Source organism: Rhodococcus sp. FW305-130 (assembly GCF_058788335.1).
Window position 1 is genome coordinate 45,507 of sequence record NZ_JBYTAP010000011.1, and the last position, 17,114, is coordinate 62,620.

Annotated in this window: 18 protein-coding genes; 15 read left to right on the forward strand and 3 right to left on the reverse strand. The window is 61.4% G+C overall.

Annotated features, from left to right (window positions below; translation table 11 throughout):
- Positions 1-33: 33 nt before the first annotated feature.
- On the reverse strand, positions 34-762 hold the full coding sequence (locus AC3WQS_RS28220; RefSeq protein ID WP_492712601.1) for an alpha/beta fold hydrolase: 729 nt from the start codon (positions 760-762) through the stop codon (positions 34-36).
- A gap of 247 nt (positions 763-1,009) precedes the next feature.
- Between AC3WQS_RS28220 and aztD the strand changes: the two genes are divergently transcribed.
- Positions 1,010-2,257, forward strand: coding sequence for a zinc metallochaperone AztD (aztD, locus tag AC3WQS_RS28225; RefSeq protein ID WP_019745644.1), 1,248 nt, complete (start codon positions 1,010-1,012; stop codon positions 2,255-2,257).
- A 384-nt stretch (positions 2,258-2,641) separates the two neighbouring features.
- Here the strand turns inward: aztD and AC3WQS_RS28230 are convergent, their stop codons facing one another.
- Complete coding sequence (locus AC3WQS_RS28230) at positions 2,642-3,109, reverse strand: VOC family protein (protein WP_019745645.1); 468 nt, start codon at positions 3,107-3,109, stop codon at positions 2,642-2,644.
- Between the two features lie 102 nt (positions 3,110-3,211).
- On the opposite strand from AC3WQS_RS28230, the gene AC3WQS_RS28235 reads away from it, so the two are divergent.
- From AC3WQS_RS28235 to AC3WQS_RS28250, 4 genes are all read left to right on the forward strand, one after another.
- On the forward strand, positions 3,212-4,186 hold the full coding sequence (locus tag AC3WQS_RS28235) for a helix-turn-helix transcriptional regulator (RefSeq protein ID WP_153211470.1): 975 nt from the start codon (positions 3,212-3,214) through the stop codon (positions 4,184-4,186).
- 121 nt (positions 4,187-4,307) lie between these two features.
- Positions 4,308-5,516, forward strand: coding sequence for an MFS transporter (locus AC3WQS_RS28240; protein ID WP_047889075.1), 1,209 nt, complete (start codon positions 4,308-4,310; stop codon positions 5,514-5,516).
- A 102-nt stretch (positions 5,517-5,618) separates the two neighbouring features.
- A complete protein-coding gene (locus AC3WQS_RS28245) occupies positions 5,619-6,287 on the forward strand; it encodes a FadR/GntR family transcriptional regulator (RefSeq protein ID WP_020909393.1) in 669 nt (222 codons plus the stop codon).
- A 21-nt stretch (positions 6,288-6,308) separates the two neighbouring features.
- On the forward strand, positions 6,309-6,752 hold the full coding sequence (locus AC3WQS_RS28250; RefSeq protein WP_223257906.1) for a hypothetical protein: 444 nt from the start codon (positions 6,309-6,311) through the stop codon (positions 6,750-6,752).
- Positions 6,753-6,845: 93 nt separating this feature from the next.
- Here the strand turns inward: AC3WQS_RS28250 and AC3WQS_RS28255 are convergent, their stop codons facing one another.
- The gene (locus tag AC3WQS_RS28255) at positions 6,846-7,460 is read right to left on the reverse strand and encodes a TetR/AcrR family transcriptional regulator (protein WP_020909395.1); all 615 of its coding nucleotides are present in this window, start codon (positions 7,458-7,460) and stop codon (positions 6,846-6,848) included.
- 176 nt (positions 7,461-7,636) lie between these two features.
- Between AC3WQS_RS28255 and AC3WQS_RS28260 the strand changes: the two genes are divergently transcribed.
- Genes AC3WQS_RS28260 through AC3WQS_RS28305 form a run of 10 tightly spaced genes read left to right on the forward strand, consistent with a single transcriptional unit; the run spans position 7,637 to position 17,113 of the window.
- Positions 7,637-8,872 carry a sedoheptulose 7-phosphate cyclase gene (locus tag AC3WQS_RS28260; protein WP_021345782.1) on the forward strand — a complete coding sequence of 412 codons (1,236 nt, stop codon included), beginning with the start codon at positions 7,637-7,639 and terminating at the stop codon, positions 8,870-8,872.
- Complete coding sequence (locus AC3WQS_RS28265; RefSeq protein ID WP_020971052.1) at positions 8,869-9,897, forward strand: 3-oxoacyl-ACP synthase III family protein; 1,029 nt, start codon at positions 8,869-8,871, stop codon at positions 9,895-9,897. Before AC3WQS_RS28260 ends, AC3WQS_RS28265 begins: the two co-directional genes overlap by 4 nt.
- Before the next feature lie 3 nt (positions 9,898-9,900).
- On the forward strand, positions 9,901-11,103 hold the full coding sequence (locus AC3WQS_RS28270) for an MFS transporter (protein ID WP_492712600.1): 1,203 nt from the start codon (positions 9,901-9,903) through the stop codon (positions 11,101-11,103).
- A gap of 5 nt (positions 11,104-11,108) precedes the next feature.
- On the forward strand, positions 11,109-12,104 hold the full coding sequence (locus tag AC3WQS_RS28275; RefSeq protein ID WP_492712637.1) for a zinc-dependent alcohol dehydrogenase: 996 nt from the start codon (positions 11,109-11,111) through the stop codon (positions 12,102-12,104).
- Positions 12,097-12,918, forward strand: coding sequence for an SDR family oxidoreductase (locus tag AC3WQS_RS28280; protein WP_019745655.1), 822 nt, complete (start codon positions 12,097-12,099; stop codon positions 12,916-12,918). Before AC3WQS_RS28275 ends, AC3WQS_RS28280 begins: the two co-directional genes overlap by 8 nt.
- On the forward strand, positions 12,915-13,814 hold the full coding sequence (locus AC3WQS_RS28285) for an NADP-dependent oxidoreductase (protein ID WP_020909402.1): 900 nt from the start codon (positions 12,915-12,917) through the stop codon (positions 13,812-13,814). Before AC3WQS_RS28280 ends, AC3WQS_RS28285 begins: the two co-directional genes overlap by 4 nt.
- Positions 13,811-14,608 (forward strand): VOC family protein, encoded by a 798-nt coding sequence (locus AC3WQS_RS28290; protein ID WP_019745657.1) that lies wholly within the window; start codon positions 13,811-13,813, stop codon positions 14,606-14,608. Before AC3WQS_RS28285 ends, AC3WQS_RS28290 begins: the two co-directional genes overlap by 4 nt.
- Complete coding sequence (locus AC3WQS_RS28295; RefSeq protein WP_019745658.1) at positions 14,605-15,489, forward strand: TIGR03619 family F420-dependent LLM class oxidoreductase; 885 nt, start codon at positions 14,605-14,607, stop codon at positions 15,487-15,489. The genes AC3WQS_RS28290 and AC3WQS_RS28295 overlap by 4 nt, the downstream gene beginning before the upstream one ends.
- Positions 15,486-16,154 (forward strand): HAD-IA family hydrolase, encoded by a 669-nt coding sequence (locus AC3WQS_RS28300; RefSeq protein ID WP_019745659.1) that lies wholly within the window; start codon positions 15,486-15,488, stop codon positions 16,152-16,154. Before AC3WQS_RS28295 ends, AC3WQS_RS28300 begins: the two co-directional genes overlap by 4 nt.
- A complete protein-coding gene (locus AC3WQS_RS28305) occupies positions 16,151-17,113 on the forward strand; it encodes an ROK family protein (protein WP_019745660.1) in 963 nt (320 codons plus the stop codon). The genes AC3WQS_RS28300 and AC3WQS_RS28305 overlap by 4 nt, the downstream gene beginning before the upstream one ends.
- Position 17,114 lies beyond the last annotated feature (1 nt).

The following is a 17,114-nucleotide window of genomic DNA, read 5'->3' on the forward strand; positions in this document are numbered from 1 at the left end:
GTCGAGTCCGCCCTACTCGACCGGGTCAGGATCTCAGGAACGAGTTGAATTCGGCAGACCTCGGGCGATTTCGTCGAGGATATCGGCAACATCCTCGGGCGCCGCGAGCATGGGGGAATGCCCCGTCGTCAAGGTAAACACCCTCTCACAGGAGCGCCGGGAGACCATCTCACGTTGATGTGCAGGAGTGATGACAAGATCGCGAAGGGTTTCAATGTAGTAGCGAGACACAGACCCTTCCCGTTCCGGCGTCAGCGACACCGAACCACTGAAAACACTCATCGGTTGCGGGCGAAGGTTTGACATCGATTCTCGCGCCACCTCGTCGGCGCAGTCCCCGAACAAGAGCATCGGGTACAACTTCAAGGCAACCTCAGGGTCGATCCCGAGTTCATCGCAGGCGAAGAACAACCGCGCAGCGCTACTGTCCTCTTGCGAACTACTCAGGCAGGATTCCCCGTCCTCAGGCAGGGTCGCGGCCAGGTAGACGGCAGCAGCAACACGCGTCGGATGCATTTCCGTCAGTTGTGCCGTCAGTGTTCCGCCCATCGAGTGGCCGACAAGTATCACGTCCCCAGGCAGTTGAACCAGCTCAGCCGACAGCTTGGAAAGCGTTGATTCCCAAGTTATTTCTTCAGCTTCCGTCGTGTCTCGACCCAAGCCCGGTTGATCGGTAGCCAGAGCCGTGTGCCCACGTCTCTCCAGCGCCTCGACCACATAGTCCCAGCACCAGGCTCCGTGTCCTGCGCCATGAATCAACATGAACTGCGCCATTGCTCTCCAACTTTCGATCGACCGATGTGATCTACAGCATGTTCCTGCCGACATCGGCGCACTAATGCCTAGTTGAACTAGCGCTATACCCAAAGTGAACGCACCAGCACCGGATATTCGGCGCTCGCCAGGCGATCTCCAGTACATTCCTGATCCCGTGACGACTGCCCTGGCATGCGAACATTCGCATACTCGACTTTGACAATCATTTACATTAAGCAGTAGATCTATACCCATGCACCTCAACACCCGCATGTCGCGGCGCCTCACCCTTGCCACATCAGTTGGCCTCTCACTCGCCCTCGTCACGGGCTGCTCGTCCGACAACAAGGACTCGGCCCCGTCGGAGACCACCACGACAACCGCGTCCGCACCCACCGAACAAGCCTCGGCAACACCGCGTCTCGCAGTCTCCTACGACGGTGGCGTCCTGGTGCTGGATGCAACGTCGCTCGACGTGGTCGGCGAGACCAAGATCGACGGCTTCACGCGACTCAACCCCGCCGGCGACGGTCGCCACGTCATGATCTCGTCGGGTGAGGCGTTCAAGGTGCTCGACACCGGCACGTGGTCCTCGGCCCACGGCGACCATTCCCACTACTACACAGCCGATCCCGCGATGTCCGAGGTCGAGTTCGCAGCCAACGAACCCGGACACGTTGTACGCCATGCCGGAAAGACCGTCCTCTTCAACGACGGCTCGGGACTCGTCGAGATCTTCGATCCGGCGCAACTGGCAAAGCGCCAACCTCGCGTCGAGACGTACACCACGCCAGAACCCCATCACGGCGTTGCGGTCGCACTTGCCGACGGCAGCCTGTTGACGACCATCGGAAATTCGGAGTCCCGCAACGGCATTGCCATCCTCGATGCCGACCGCAAGGAAATCCTGCGCAACGAACAGTGCCCCGGTGTCCACGGCGAAGCAGTCGCTGCCGGCGAAGCCATCGTACTGGGCTGCCAGGACGGGTTGCTCGTGTACAAGAACGGAGCGATCACCAAGGTCCAGAGTCCGGATGCATACGGCCGCATCGGAAATCAAGCAGGTTCGGAGGAGTCGGACATCGTCCTGGGTGATTACAAGACTGACAAGGACGCCGAACTCGAACGTCCGCAACGGGTCTCGCTGACCAACACGACGACGTCCGAACTCAAGCTCGTCGACCTCGGCACCAGCTACACCTTCCGCTCACTCGGCCGCGGACCGCACGGAGAGGCACTGGTGCTCGGCACCGACGGCGCCATCCACGTCATCGACCCGAACACCGGCGTCGTCACCAAGAAGATCGCCGTCATCGACGCATGGACCGAGCCCACCAAGTGGCAAGAGCCCAGGCCGGCACTCTTCGTGGAAGACCACACCGCGTACGTCACCGATCCCACTTCGAAGAAGCTGATCGCCGTCGACCTCGAGGACGGCAGCATCCTGACCGAGACCACCCTCGATCACGCCCCGAACGAATTGACCGGTGTCACCGGCTGATTCAGATCCTCATCTCAGGCCCCCATCTCACACCGAGATGAGGGCCTGAGCCGTTCTCGTGCTTCGCCTACTGACCAGGGAATCTCGATACCCAGGCAATCCTCGAGGTGCTACGACGCGCACCTCAGAGAATCGAAGCCGTTGTCGCCAGCTCTGCTGGAGCTGAGCGATGAGCAGGACCACGATTGACCGCGGCACAAGTCAGCATGGAATAACTCCGTGTGGAGGTTCGTTGGAGATGGTGTCGGTGTTCGGTTCTTTGCCCCGGGTACCACCCCAGAATTGCCACTTCGAGTGGCCACTTGCTGAGAGGCGCAAGACGGGCACCGACGCGCTGGAGCCGCTGGACACCTTTCGGTGCCAGCGGCTTTGTCGTCTGAATGATCAGGCCGGGTTTTCGCCGGCAGCGACGTCGAGGATCCACGTCACCCCGAACGCATCGGTGAGCATGCCGAATCCGGGGCTCCACGCCGCCGCGGCAAGACCCTCGATGATGGATCCACCGACAGAGAGTTTGGCCCAGTAACCCTGCACCTCTTCGAGCGATTCACCGCGAACCGAGACGAAGAACGGTTGGTCGGTGATCGTGGTGCCGTTCTCACGGTGCGTCGTGCCGGCATTGGCGGTCGAACCGCCCGACTGTCCTGGGATGTCGTACGCCATCACGCTGAAGCCGTCCGCGGTTTCGACTTGGCCGAACACAATGTTCTCAGCGCCAGGCACATCCTTGGGCATTCCGAAGTCGCCGTAGGTTGCGATCGTGACCTGGCCACCGAAGACGGACTGGTAGAACTCCAGAGCCGCGCGGGCGTCTCCGCGGAAGTTGAGGTGGGTCGTTGTCTTGATGCTCATGTCTGCTCCTAGTACGAACGTCGCCCGGGTTTTCCCTGACAACGTCGACTCTCACAGCCGTATAGGACTGTTTTCGTCCTAGACTCGTCGTAGTCTCACGACATGGCGACCACCACTCGGCTCTTGAATCTGCTGTCCCTCTTGCAGACGAGGCGCGACTGGCCGGGCGCTCTACTCGCCGAGCGGCTCGACATCAGCCACCGCACGGTCCGCCGCGACATCGACCGCCTCCGGGAGATGGGTTACAGCATTGCGGCGACCATGGGCCCGGACGGCGGATACCGACTCGACGCCGGCAGCGAGCTACCACCCCTGCTGTTCGACGACGATCAGGTCATCGCCTTGGCAGTCGCTCTGCAGGCGGCGACGCTGACCGGCGTCGGCATCGAAGAGGACGCAGTGCGTGCGCTGACCACCGTGCGACAAGTGATGCCGTCGCGCCTGCGTCATCGCCTCGACGCACTCACGTTCACCACGATTTCGACCGATTCCAGCGACGCAGACTCGGTGTCCCCTGAGGTGCTCGTAGCGATTTCCGCAGCGGTGCGCGCTCGCGAGGTGCTCCGCTTCGACTACTCGAGCGGCCGCTCAACTGACAACATCGAAATAACACCCCCACGCCGCGTGGAGCCACATCATCTGGTGACCTCCAAGCGTCGCTGGTACCTCGTCGCGTGGGATCTCGAGCGAGACGACTGGCGAATCTTCCGCGCCGATCGCATCACCCCACGCACCCCGAACGGCCCGCGGTTCACACCGAAGGGGATCCCCGGCGGTGACGTGAGCGAATACGTGGCCGCGCGCTTCAAGGGATCGGAACATATCAACAAATGGCCGTGCCACGGCAAGGTCGTTCTCCATCGACCAGCCAGTTATGTTCTTCCCTTTGTCGAGGACGGCGCCGTCGAAGATCTTGGCCCCGACCAGTGCAGCCTCGAAGCCGGATCATGGTCCTGGACGGCGCTGGCAGCCTCCTTCAACCGATTCGACACCGACATCGATGTCGTCGGCCCGGCAGAACTGACCCACGCTTTCGCACAACTCGCCGCCCGCAATGCCGCGACTGCTGCGAGTTAGGCAGTCGTCGCGAATGAGATCCAGGTCTCCAACACAACCGTGCGTCCGTGGGTTCATGTAGGTTTCAAGTCCTCAGAGGACCTGAGGACTTGAAGACCTGAACGAAGGGATGCCCAAGGAGATGAAGAAGGGGCAAGTTGCGTTTCTCACCGGCACACACGTCGTGAACGATCTGTACCAGGGGGCTGTGCCTGCACTGTTGCCGTTCATGATGCTGGAACGCGGATATTCCTACTCCGCGGTTGCCGGAATCACGCTCGCCGCGACCGGACTATCCAGTGTCGTGCAACCCGCATTCGGCATGCTGGTCGATCGAAAGAGCCGGAATTGGCTGGTACCCACAGGTTTTGTGACGGCCGCAACGGGAATTGTCGTGGCCGCGATGAGCACCACCTACATCGTTACTTGGCTGGCAATTGCTTTGGCCGGCATCGGCATTGCCGCATACCATCCGCCCGCCACAAATTTGGCACGCGCAGCTGGAGGTCACTCGCAGAAGGCCATGAGCGTGTTCTCCGTGGGCGGCACGTTGGGAGCCTCACTGGCGCCACCGTTCGTCACGCTCGTGGTCGGTTCGCTCGGATTGTCCGGCGGCTACCTGCTCGCAGTTCCTGCAGTGGTAGCGGCTATTTGGTGGATCGTCGCCCAATCACGATCGGCCGGCACGGGCACGGACGCCGAATCAGCCCAGTCGTTGAGTTCGCAGCTAGCAGCGAACGGTCCCGTGTCAGATGATTGGCGCTCGTTCACCCGACTCGTGCTGGTAACGGTGTGTTGGTCAATTCCATATGTGACCACGCTGTCGTTGGTCTCACCGTACGTACTCAACGGACTGAACGGATCGTCCTCGAGTGCAGCAATCGTGTTGTCCTCCTTCACCTTGGCGGGCGCGGCCGGCACGCTACTGGGCGGAGTCCTCGCGGACCGTCGTGGTCGACGTGCATCCATCCGACTCGGTTACCTGCTTGCCGTACCATCACTGGCATTGCTCGCCGCGGCTCCGAACGTGGTAATTGCCGAACTTGGAATCGTGTGTCTCGGATTCGCGATGTTCTTGCCCTTCGCGCCACAGGTGACGTTGGCGCAGGACTACCTACCGAACCGCCCAGGCACGGCAAGTGGGGTGACACTCGGACTCGCAATGTCAGTGGGAGGCATCGCCTCTCCGCTGTTCGGTTACCTGGCAGATCACTTCGGACCGCGCATGGCGATCGGGGCGACAACTGCAGTGCTGTTGGTCGGAGCCGTCATCGCATTCACCTTGCGCGATCGACGCCTCGACCCGGAAGACGAGACGGAGCGCGAACTGGACGTCATCGCCCTTCGATAACCCGACAGACTGCACCGTAGTCTGAAGATTCATCGGAGGACATGAAGTGTCACTCGGTGGGCCGCTCCACGGCGGTTCACCGAGTCAGTCAGGAGCAGACACATGGCAGTGCGCCAGGTCAAGCAGCAGTCACTGGTACAGAAAGCCGCAGACGAACTTGCGCGCCTCATCGGCGACGGCGAATGGCCGGTCGGGACGAAAATCCCGAACGAGCAGGATCTGAGCACCCTCCTCGGAGTCGGGCGTTCGACCGGCAGGGAAGCCGTGCGTGCACTGATCGCGTCGGGACAGCTCTACTCTCATCAAGGATCCGGCACCTACGTCATGTCCTCGACTCCGGTCACAGAACTCGAGCGAGAACTCAAACGCTCGGACCGCCGCGAAGTCTACGAAGTACGCCGACTTCTGGAAGTGGAAGCTGGCCGCCTGGCTGCGATGCGTCGGACCTCTGCCGACGTCGACCTGTTACGGGCAGCACTCGAAGCCCGTGAAAATGCCTCGACACCAACAGAATTTGTCGACGCTGACATGGAACTACATCGCGCCGTGGTGAATGCTGCGCACAACAGCGTGTTGTCGATGGTGTTCGATTCATTCATCGAAACGCTCCGCAACTCGGCCCTGGACGTGATCACCGACGTCACGGCACGAAACCCCCAATCCATCGACGACGAAGCCGCTGCCCACCGAGATCTGGTGGAAGCAATCGTCGCGGGTGATGCCGACGCTGCCAGCGCGGCAACGCGCAGGAACATGGACGGGCTCGACTGACCCTCTCTATCGTTGTCAGGCATGACGTCCACATCGCTCCCTCCACGGGGTCTCCGGATCGGTCTGTCCGCCATCGCGTGGCTCAACCTGCTATCTGCGCTCGTAGGAATGGCGGGCCTGACGATCGGCGGCGGGATGGGCCTGCCTCCGGAGTGGATCGAGGGAACCGTCTTCCCTTCATACTTCTGGCCCGGAATCCTCCTCGGCGTCGTCGTCGGAGGCATCCAAGCCGTCGCACTCTTCGCTCAGCACAACAGGTTCCGCCTGGCATGGGGCCTGCACGCCGCCGCCGGCCTGACGATGATGATCTGGATCTTCGTCGAAATCGCCATGATCCTCGTCTGGTCGCCGCTGCAAGGCATCTTCTTCACCACTGGATTGGCCCAGACGATCCTCGCCGTTCTCGCACTCGGCGCCTGGCCCCGCCCCTTCCTCCAACGAACCGACAGCCATCACGGTCAGTGACGAATTACATTGGGATAGAAGGTCACTAGGACCGACCTCGATGCTCTCCATCGCCCAATCCAGCTCGACCCCCGACCGTCAACTGAAATCTGTTCAGCCGATGAGGTCTTTCGAGAAGTTCAGCGAGTCGAAAGACCTGTTCGCTACGAGTTCCAATTGCCTCTGTGTTGCACCGTCTCGGGCGCGCTGAGACATGCCTTGGATGACTACACCGATGAACTCGGCAAGGTCCTCGGGATCGGAGTCAGCGGGCATGAGTCCGTTGGCGATATCGGCTGCGATCCTCTGCGACAGCAACACCACGTTGGCATTTCGCATGTCGCGCAATCGGTTTGCTATGTGACTGTTGGCGTCGGTCACGCTGACCGCCGCGCTGATGATCAGACAACCACCCGGACAAGACTCGTCGGTGTAATGGGACGCCGCGTCGTTCAAGAGGCGGCGAATCAATTCGGATGCCTCGCGCTCTTCGGCGAACGCCCGGTCCATGAAGTCGCCGCGAGTCGCGTTGTAGTGATCGACGGCGGCAAAGAACACTCCTTCCTTGCCGCCGAAAGCACTGTAGAGACTCGGTGGATTTATCTGCATCGCAGCAGTCAACATGGCAACGGATGTCCCCTCGTAGCCGTGCTCCCAGAAGGCATACATCGCCTTGTCCAAGGCCGCGTCTACGTCGAACTTCCGCCCTTGTCCCGGCACCCCGGCCATGCAACCTCCCAATTCCGCAGCATCTACCGATCCAAATGTGATCTATTCTACTCTTGTAGCGATCACTATGCGAATGTCCTACTGTTCTCCTCGAAAGTTCATTTCGTTCACTGAAGTACCGCCGTACTGCTGACACAGCTCGCGAACGCTCTTTCACACCGTCTAGGGGGATCGACATGCGTAGTGCCGCTTCATTCAAACTGGGTCTCAGCCACAGCGCGGCCACCGATTCGACATGGAAGGTCGAAGCGGTCAAACAGGTCGAGTATCACGTGATTGCCGCACGAAATCTGTTCGCCAAGGACAGCACTCGACTACTCGACGGGTGCAGCGCAGCGTCGCTACACCGCGGAGACCGACGCTTGATCATCATCGACGCGAACGTCGACCGAATTCACGGGGATAGAATTCGAGGCTACTTCGAACACCACGGAATACGAGCATCCTTCGTACCGATGCGAGCCGACGAGACGGTCAAAGAGTGGGGTTCTGCGGTGCGGGTGGTCGACGCGATGAACGGATTCGGCATCGACCGACGCAGGGAGCCGGTAATCGCGATCGGCGGGGGTGTTCTACTCGACATTGTCGGTTTCGCCGCGAGCGTCTACCGCCGCGGAACGCCGTACATCCGGGTCCCCACCACACTGATCGGCCTCGTCGACGCCGGGGTCGGCGTCAAGACCGGAGTCAACTACGGCATGGGCAAGAATCGACTGGGGACGTATGCACCGGCCCTGGCAACTTTTGTCGACCGAGCATTCCTGCGTACCCTCGACAACCGACACTTGTCCAACGGCCTTGCCGAGATACTCAAGATGGCCTTGATCAAATCCCTCGACCTCTTCGAACTGCTGGAAATCTTCGGGGAACGATTGATCGATGACAGGTTTCAGGGCTCTTCCGACGAACTCGACACAGCAGCAACACAAGTCATCGCCGAGTCGATCCACCTGATGCTCGAGGAACTGCAGCCCAATCTGTGGGAATCCTGCCTCGAACGCTGCGTCGACTACGGCCACACATTCTCGCCCACGCTCGAGATGGAAGCACTACCGGAACTTCTGCACGGTGAAGCCGTAGCTGTCGACATGGCATTGACGTCTGCACTGGGTTATTTGCGGGGAAGTATCAGTGAAGCTGAACTTGATCGCGTCCTGACTGTAATGAGGCGCCTCGGCCTTCCCACCTGGAACGACGTCTTGTCCACACCGGGCGTCCTCGGCGCCGCATTGGCCGACACAGTGCGTCATCGGGACGGGCGGCAACGGCTGCCTTTGCCGGTCGGGATCGGTGGACACCACTTCGTCAATGATGTCACGATCGACGGAATCAACTCTGCCTCCGCCCTTTTGAACAGGAAGAGCGACGAGCTACGCGTCCGTGAGACGTCGGTGACGAAGGTCGCGTCATGAGGTGGGGCGGCCTCTACATCGAAGGCTTCGGCTCATACCTACCGGACAGGCGGGAACAAGCCTCCGACATGGTGACCGAAGGACGGTTCGATCCCGTCGAACAGCAGAAGACCGGACAGACTTCGGTTGCAGTGTCGGACCCTGATATCGGCGAATCCGCGCCGGAGATGGCAGTCTTCGCAGGCAGAGCTGCGTTGGCCGACAGCGGAATCAGCAGCAACGAAATCGACCTACTCGTGCATGCAGTGGTTCTGCACAACGGCCTGGAGGCGTGGAACTGCGGCGCCTACATTCAGAACGAACTTGGCATCGACGACTGCCTGCCGATCGAGATCCGAACAGCCTGCGCCGGAGCAATCGTCGGAATCGAACTGATCGGCCGCTGGTTCGACGGACACGGCAAAGGCCTGGTAACTGCATCCGACGCTTGGCGTCTCCCCCTGTTCGACCGGTGGAATTCCGACAGCGGTCTCGCCTACGGAGACGGCGCGGCCGCTGCTGTCATCGGCCCGGATCCGGGTCCCTTTCGTATTCTTTCGACTTCCGTAGTCACTGATGCACACCTCGAGCAGATGCACCGCGGGCACGAGCGCACAAGCATGCCTGTCTACGGCACCGCCGACCCGATCGATCTCCGAGCACGGGTGGGGGGCTTCACCGAGACTCACTCCATCGACGAGTTCTGGTCACGCAACGCGGCCGCTCTGTCTCGATGCGCTGAAACAGCTTTGGGTGATGCCGCCACTCATCACGGTGACATCGCCACCTGGATCGTACCGAATTTCGGCAACGTCCTACTCCGCAAACAATGTTTCGAGCCGCTGAAGATCCGCGCCGAGCAGACCTTGGTCGAACTCGGCAGAACCATCGGCCACACCGGTGCTGCCGACCCACTACTGGGCCTCGACCTGCTCCGCCGCAGCAAGGCCCTGCACCCCGGAGACCGGATCATGCTCACCGGCATCGGCGTCGGGTTCACATGGGGATGCGCAGTCGTCGAATACACCGGATACGAGAAGGGATAGGCCATGGTGGTCGAAACTCCGCACGAATTGACGACAACGGCTCGCTCTACCAACGCGAATGCCGCAATAATCTGGATGCTCCTGGCAGTGTTCGGCGTCGGCACTGTCGAATACCTTGTGGCCGGCGTACTTCCGGACATCTCCACCGACCTCGAGGTCAGCACCTCCACAGCCGGACTGCTCGTCACCATCTATGCCGTCACAGTGGTCATCGGTGGCCCTCTACTGACGATCGCTACCACCAGGGTGCCGCGGACACCTCTCATCGCGGCTCTGATGGCTCTCTTCGTCATCGGCAACATCGGAACTGCGCTGGCACCGAACTTCGCAACCATGGTGATATTTCGGATCATCACTGCTCTGCCACACGCGACGTTCTTCGCTCTGTGCCTGGTGCTGGCGACGTCGTTGGTGGCGCCTGAATTCCAAGGGCGTGTGATCGCCCGCGTCACCCTCGGACTGAACCTGGCGACGGTCCTCGGCGTCCCCTTGGGAACTCTCATCGGTACACAACTGGGTTGGCGCTGGTCTTTTGCGATCATCGCCGTTTTCCAACTGCTGGTCACCGCTGCGCTGATCGCCTCGACGCGCAACGCCGCTCCCTCGCACCAGACCGGCAACGTCAGCTCAGAGCTACGGGTGTTCACCCGGGGCCCAGTTCTGTGGGCGATCGGGCTGACCGCTCTCAGTCAGGCAGCGCTTTTCGTGGTGTTCACCTACATCTCGCCGTATCTCACCGAGCATGCCGGCATCTCGGTGTCGACGGTGACGGTGGTGTTGTTCGTATTCGGCGTCGGGTCTGTTGTCGGCAATCAACTCGGTGGTTACTACGCAGACAAGGACCTGGACAAAACGCTGTACATCGCGTTGACCGCGCTCGCGTTGGCACTTCTCGCTCTCTTCGTCTTCGGCGCAACGTCTTGGTTTGCCTTCGCCTGGATGTTCGTACTCGGTGCTACCGGTTTTTCCATTATTCCGCCGCTCGCCTCGAAACTCATCGGTGCTGCAAGCGAAGCCCCGCACCTTGCTGCCACGGTCAACATTGCAGGATTCCAACTTGCGAATGCTGCCGGCGCGTGGATCGGCTCGATCGCTCTGTCCGGCGGCAACAGCGTTGCAGTCCTGCCTGCTATCGGGGCAGTCCTCGCGGCGGGCGCAGTACTGCTGCTGTTCGTCAGTCGGCGCACTGCTCGGAGCGTGACGTGAAAGCCATGAGAGCTGCGATGATCGACGCTCCCCGTTCCGTGTCGATCGTGACGATCGACCGTCCCAACTGCGGGCCTGACGATGTCGTCGTCAAGGTTGCCTATGTCGGTCTGTGCGGTACGGATCTGGAGTTGTTGCACGGCACGTCGTCATACCTCACTGATGGCCTTACGTCGTTTCCGCATCACTTCGGGCACGAATGGGTGGGCACCGTAGAGCAGACCGGCCCGAATATTCAGGATCTGTCGGCGGGTGACGTAGTCACCGGGAGCACGATGATTTTCTGCCAGGCGTGTTCGGCCTGCGGGGCCGGACGACGCAACCAATGCTCCGATCTGCGTGAGGTCGGGCTATACGAACATCCTGGTGCCGCAGCCGAATTCCTCCGCATGCCGCGGCGCACGGTCGTTTCACTCGGTCGCGTCACAGTCGAACCGGAGCACGTTCTCATCGAGCCGCTCGTGACGGTGCTCGAGGCGCTCGACGCTGCTTCGGTGTCGCCGGGTGATCGGGTTCTCGTCGTCGGCGCGGGCACGATCGGCAGCTTGTCCATCGCCATGCTGAGTCGATACCCGATCACCGTCGACGTTCTCGAACCCCGGTCGATCGAACACCTCGACTCCGGCACCGTCACACACAGTTTCACCGATGCCACACACCTGACCGGGCAGTACGACGTGGTCGTGGAGGCGTCTGGCGGCGCCGGTGCGCTGGGTACCGCCGTAGGCGTTCTCCGTCCGGGAGGCAAGTGCATCCTCGTAGGCGTCGCGGCGCACACGGAATCGATCGATCCCGGAGCGGTTGCGCTGGCCGGCATTTCGATCATCGGAGTACGTCACGGGGTAGATCACTACCGCCGAGCCGCGGAACTGTTCCCGCTGATTCGCCCGGCATTGACCGCATTGATCGACAGTGTGGTTCCTCTGACCGAAGCACAGTCCGCATTCGATCGTCTCGAAGGCCACAGGACACGGCCGAAGGTGGTGATCTCTGTTGAGTGAGCTCGAATACACAGTGATAACCGGAGCGAGTAGTGGTATCGGCCGGGCAATCGCGCTCGCGCTTGCGAAAGAGGGTCACAACCTCGTCCTCGGATACGGCAATGGTCTCGATCGCATCGCACGGTTGGTGAGCGAACTAAATGCGCAGTTCCGCATCGACGTCGTTCCCCTGCAACTGGACCTGCGCAATGCCGAATCGACAGTCGACGCCGTTCTGAGATGCACAGATGAACTGGGTGAGATCCACTGCCTGGTAAACAATGCCGGAATCAACGATCGATCACCCGCAGATGCACTCGCCATCGATCGAATGCGCGAGGTCATGGCCGTCAATTCGATCACCCCACTTGCGTTGGCCTCGTCGGTGGGGCGCCGGATGATCGCGCGAGGTATCGCAGGATCGATCGTCAACATCACATCGATCCATGACACGGTACCCATCACCGGCGGTGCAATCTACTGCGCCAGCAAGGCCGCATTGGCGGCGTCGAGTCGTGTCCTCGCCCTCGAATTCGCGCCCCACGGAGTGCGCGTCAATTCCGTCGCACCGGGAGAAACCGCCACCGCGATGAACGGCATCGATGACGAATCCTCGTATGCGGACATCGATCGCCCCGCTATCCCGTTGGGGCGTCCGGCCGGTGTGCACGAGGTCGCAGCAGCCGCGGCGTTCCTCGCCGGGTCCGGTTCGAGCTATCTCACGGGGACCACCGTTACCGTCGACGGCGGACTGGTTCTGACTGCAGCCGAAGCGAATGCCCGCTACGCCGTCGATCATTCTCCAACGCAAGGTCTCATGAAAGGAATCGCATGAAAGCCATCGCAATCGAAGCCACCGGCGACCCAAGCGTTCTCACTCTCACCGAGGTTGACGAGCCGACATCCGGCCCCGGAGACGTCACTGTTTCCGTTGCAGCCGCTGCCGTCAACCCTGTCGATCTGAAGACCCGTTCGGGGTTCTTGCCCATCGAGTTGCACTTCCCAGCCGTATTGGGATGGGACGTCTCCGGAACTGTTATCGCAGTCGGATCCGCGGTAACACGCTTCACGCCAGGAGACCGCGTCATCGGAATGATCGCGCAACCGGCACACCGCTACGGAACCTATGCCGAACGCGTCACCGCCGACCAGTCCTTGTTCGCACCCGCTCCGTCGAACGTCACCCTCGAGCACGCTGCTGCGATCCCACTCGCAGCGCTCACCGCTGTGCAATGCCTCGAGAAACTCGACCTTGCACCAGAATCCACGGTGTTGGTGACCGGTGCTGCCGGCGCGGTGGGCCGAATAGCGTCGGCGCTGCTGATCTCGCGGGGACACCGCGTCGAAGCCCTCGCTCGCGAGAGCGACACTGACGAACTCTTGGCCCTCAGCCTCAGCCGGGTCATAGCGAGTCCCGTCGACCTGCCGCAGAAGGAGTACGACGCCATCGTCGACACGGCGGGTATTGCCGAATCCGTCGACAGTGTGCGAGACGACGGCGCCTTCATCTCCATCGACGACAACGAGCAACCCGCACCGCAACGTGGAATCACACCGGCGAAAAGCTATGTCGACGAGGACGGCTCGGGCCTCGAATCATTCGCCGAACTGGTATCGACCGGTTCGGTCACCGTCCCTGTCGCCCGAACATTCCGGTTCGACGAAGCACCCCAAGCCCACGCTCTGCTGGCCGCGGGCGGAACCCGAGGAAAGGTACTGCTGATCCCATGACCGTGACCGCGAATGTCGAAGATGCCTTGTCCACAGTCGGTGTCACCGTTCCCGATGCGGACGCCGCCGCCAACTTCTTCGCTTCACTCCTGGGTGCGAACCGCGTCGTAAGATACCCCGGACGTGTCTCCGTACCGATCGGATTGTCGGGGGTCGTGGATTTCGTATCAGCGGATTGGCCCCATCAACCCCCACCGCGGTTGGTCGACATCGGTACCAACCATCTCTGCTTCACTGTCGGCGATATCGAACTCGCTGTGAGCTACCTTGATTCGCGAAGCGACGTGACAGTCCTCGGCGACGTGATCGAGGTACCCGAGGGTCCGATTGCGGGCAACAAGTGGGTGTACTTCCGGTCGCCGTGGGGCGATCTCTTCGAACTTCAGCAGTGGCCCGAGGAGCCGGGATACTTCCACGAGACCCAGGCCCGACTCCACCACAGACGAGAGGACATCGCGTCAGCCCTTCTCCCGACCTGCCGCGGTTTGGATCACACGGGCTACAGCGTCCCGGACCTCGACGCCGCGATAGCGCGTCTGGTGACCGCCCATTCGGGAACCGAGGTGCTCCGCACCGACATCGCAGCGGATCGCGGGTTCATGACGGCACAGTTCGATCTCGACGTCGAAGGAACGTCCCGGATGGCGATGGTATCCGTCGGCGACTTGAACATCGAGTTGTTCGAGCACCACATCGGCCGGCAGGAGGCCCCTCGCCCTTTGACCGCCAACGGGGGAAACTTCCTGACGTTCCGCCACGGGGGCGCCGCGCGACTGATTCCGAGTTCGCTGTGAAGTACGGAATCAATCTCCCCAACTTCGGGCCGCAGATCGACCCCGAGGGGATTCTCGCGTGGGCCCGGACAGCGGAAGCTGCCGGATTCGACAATGTCCTACTCTCGGATCACGTGGTGTTGACCGACGACGCGAATCGCCGCTCTCCCGCTCCGTTTTACGAGTGCCTGGCCACGCTGTCCTGGCTCGCAGCGGGTACCGAGTCGATTCGCCTGGGCAGCGGCGTGCTGATCGGCAGTCACCGACACCCGGCCCACCTCGCCCACGCGACCGCGACGATTGATCGACTCAGCGGCGGACGGTTGATCGTGGGCATCGGGGTCGGCTGGACTGCACAGGCTTTCGACGTCCTCGGCGTTCCGTTCACACGTCGAGGCCGACTGACGGATACCACTCTCGAAACCCTGATCGCAGCGTGGACGTCGGAGACATACGACGCACCGGGCTCGGCCGGAACACATCGCGTGCACAACGGACCTCTACCGCTGCAGCAACCACACCCTCCGTTGTGGATCGGCGGCAACGGACCCGCTGCGATCGACCGAACCAACAGATTAGGCACTGCATGGCACCCATTGCACCCTACCCGGGGCCTATGCATCGCTGGAGTCGCTTCACTCGCCCCCGGGCGTGAGTTCGTCCCCCGCATCTACTTTCTCCCCACCGAAAGATCTGTCGAATCACCAAACCGTCCACTCGGGTACGGAACCATCAACCAGATACGTGCCGACATCGATTTTCTGTCTGAGATCGGTGCACAGACGATTGTGCTCGATACCGATCCTGGCGACCAGCGACTGCGCCGCTCAACCGACCACGATCTCGATCTGATTCGCATTGCCGGCGAAAGTTTGGGAATGAGTCGGGTGGCCGTCTTATGACTCTGCGGCCCAGCTTGATTCGACAATCCATTTCGACCTCGGCACTGCTGTTCGACATGGACGGAACCCTCGTCGATTCGCAGGCGTCGATCGAGGCTGTCTGGTTCGAATTCGCGGACCGGCACGGCGTTGATCGGGCGGTGGTAGCGCAGGCACTTCCAGGCCGCATCGCTTCCGACATCATCGTTCGGGTTCTCGGTAATCGAGCAAACGTCGAATCCGAACTGAACTGGATCAGGCAAAGCGAAGAGCAGAACTCGCATCCAGTTCGCGCCATCGCCGGCGCCAAGGACTTTCTGGCGTCTGTGCCCCGGGAGCAATGGGCGATTGTCACGTCGGCCCCTCGATCGATGATGGTGCGAAGGCTCACTGAAGCGGGCCTCCCGCTTCCACACGCGTCGGTATGCGCTGAGGACGTGCGCGCCGGCAAGCCAGATCCCGAGGGCTTTCTTGCAGCGGCGGCGCGCTTGAAGGTTTCCGCCGACTCCTGCACCGTATTCGAAGACTCCTCGGCCGGCATGGCTGCTGCGGCCGATTCCGGCGCATCATGCGTTGCAATCGGAGCCGAGCCCGGACGAAACCTTTTGAGAGTGAATAATTTTACTTCACTACGACTCTCCCGAGAGAGATCGGAGCTCGTAATCGACGTGGTACCGGAACTATGACGGATACCGTATCGGTCGATCTGGGAGGTACGTGGCTACGCATCCGCAGCGGTGAGCGAACCGAACGGCTGCCATCGCCCAGCGTGCTCCGACAACCGTCTGCCACTCCCGATCAACTCCTGCGCGAGCTGATCGAGACACTGGATCGATATCTACCGCCGGGTGCCGCAGTGAACATGGCGTGCGGGGCCGCGCTCGACGAACAGAAGGGCGTCGCCCATGGATCCGGCCCATTGTGGGGCGGCACTCCTGCCGGTGAGATTCCGTTGCTGCGCCTCCTCGAATCCCACCGCCCGGACGTTCGATGGACACTCGTGAACGACGTGACGGCAGGGTTGGCGTCATTCGCTCGTGGGTTTACACGTCCCACCGATCGGCGCATCGCCTACCTCACCATCAGCAGCGGGATCGCACTGCGGATAGCTGATGCAAGAGAGGGAGTGATTCCAGTGGACGCATTGGGGTTGCAAGGTGAGGTCGGCCACCTTCGTGCAGTGACGTCGGGGCCGGATACAGTGCGACAGTTGCCCTGCGCATGTGGAGGCATCGGACATGTCGCGGCGATCTCGTCCGGCTCGGCGTTGGCTGCTGTCGCCTCGGCTCTCGAATTGCCCTATGACAGAGATTCGTTCGGTCCAGCACTCGAGTCAGGCGCCCCTGGTGCATCACTTCTGTTGAGCGTGGTCGTCGAGCCGATCGCCGAGCTGGTCAGAACGATGATCGCCCTCGATCCACGACTGGATCGCATCGGGATCGGTGGCGGGCTCGCCGAAGGTCTGTCCGAGATGTACGAGAGGGAACTTTGTTCCCAACTCGCCTCGGTGCGATCGTACGCGGACACGTCACTGACTCCCGAGAGAATCCGTAAGACGATATACCTGTGCCGTCCTCACGACATCGACACCCTGTCCGGTGCCGACGATATTGCCGCCGGTCGCCTCCGCGTAAGCAAGCTGTGAA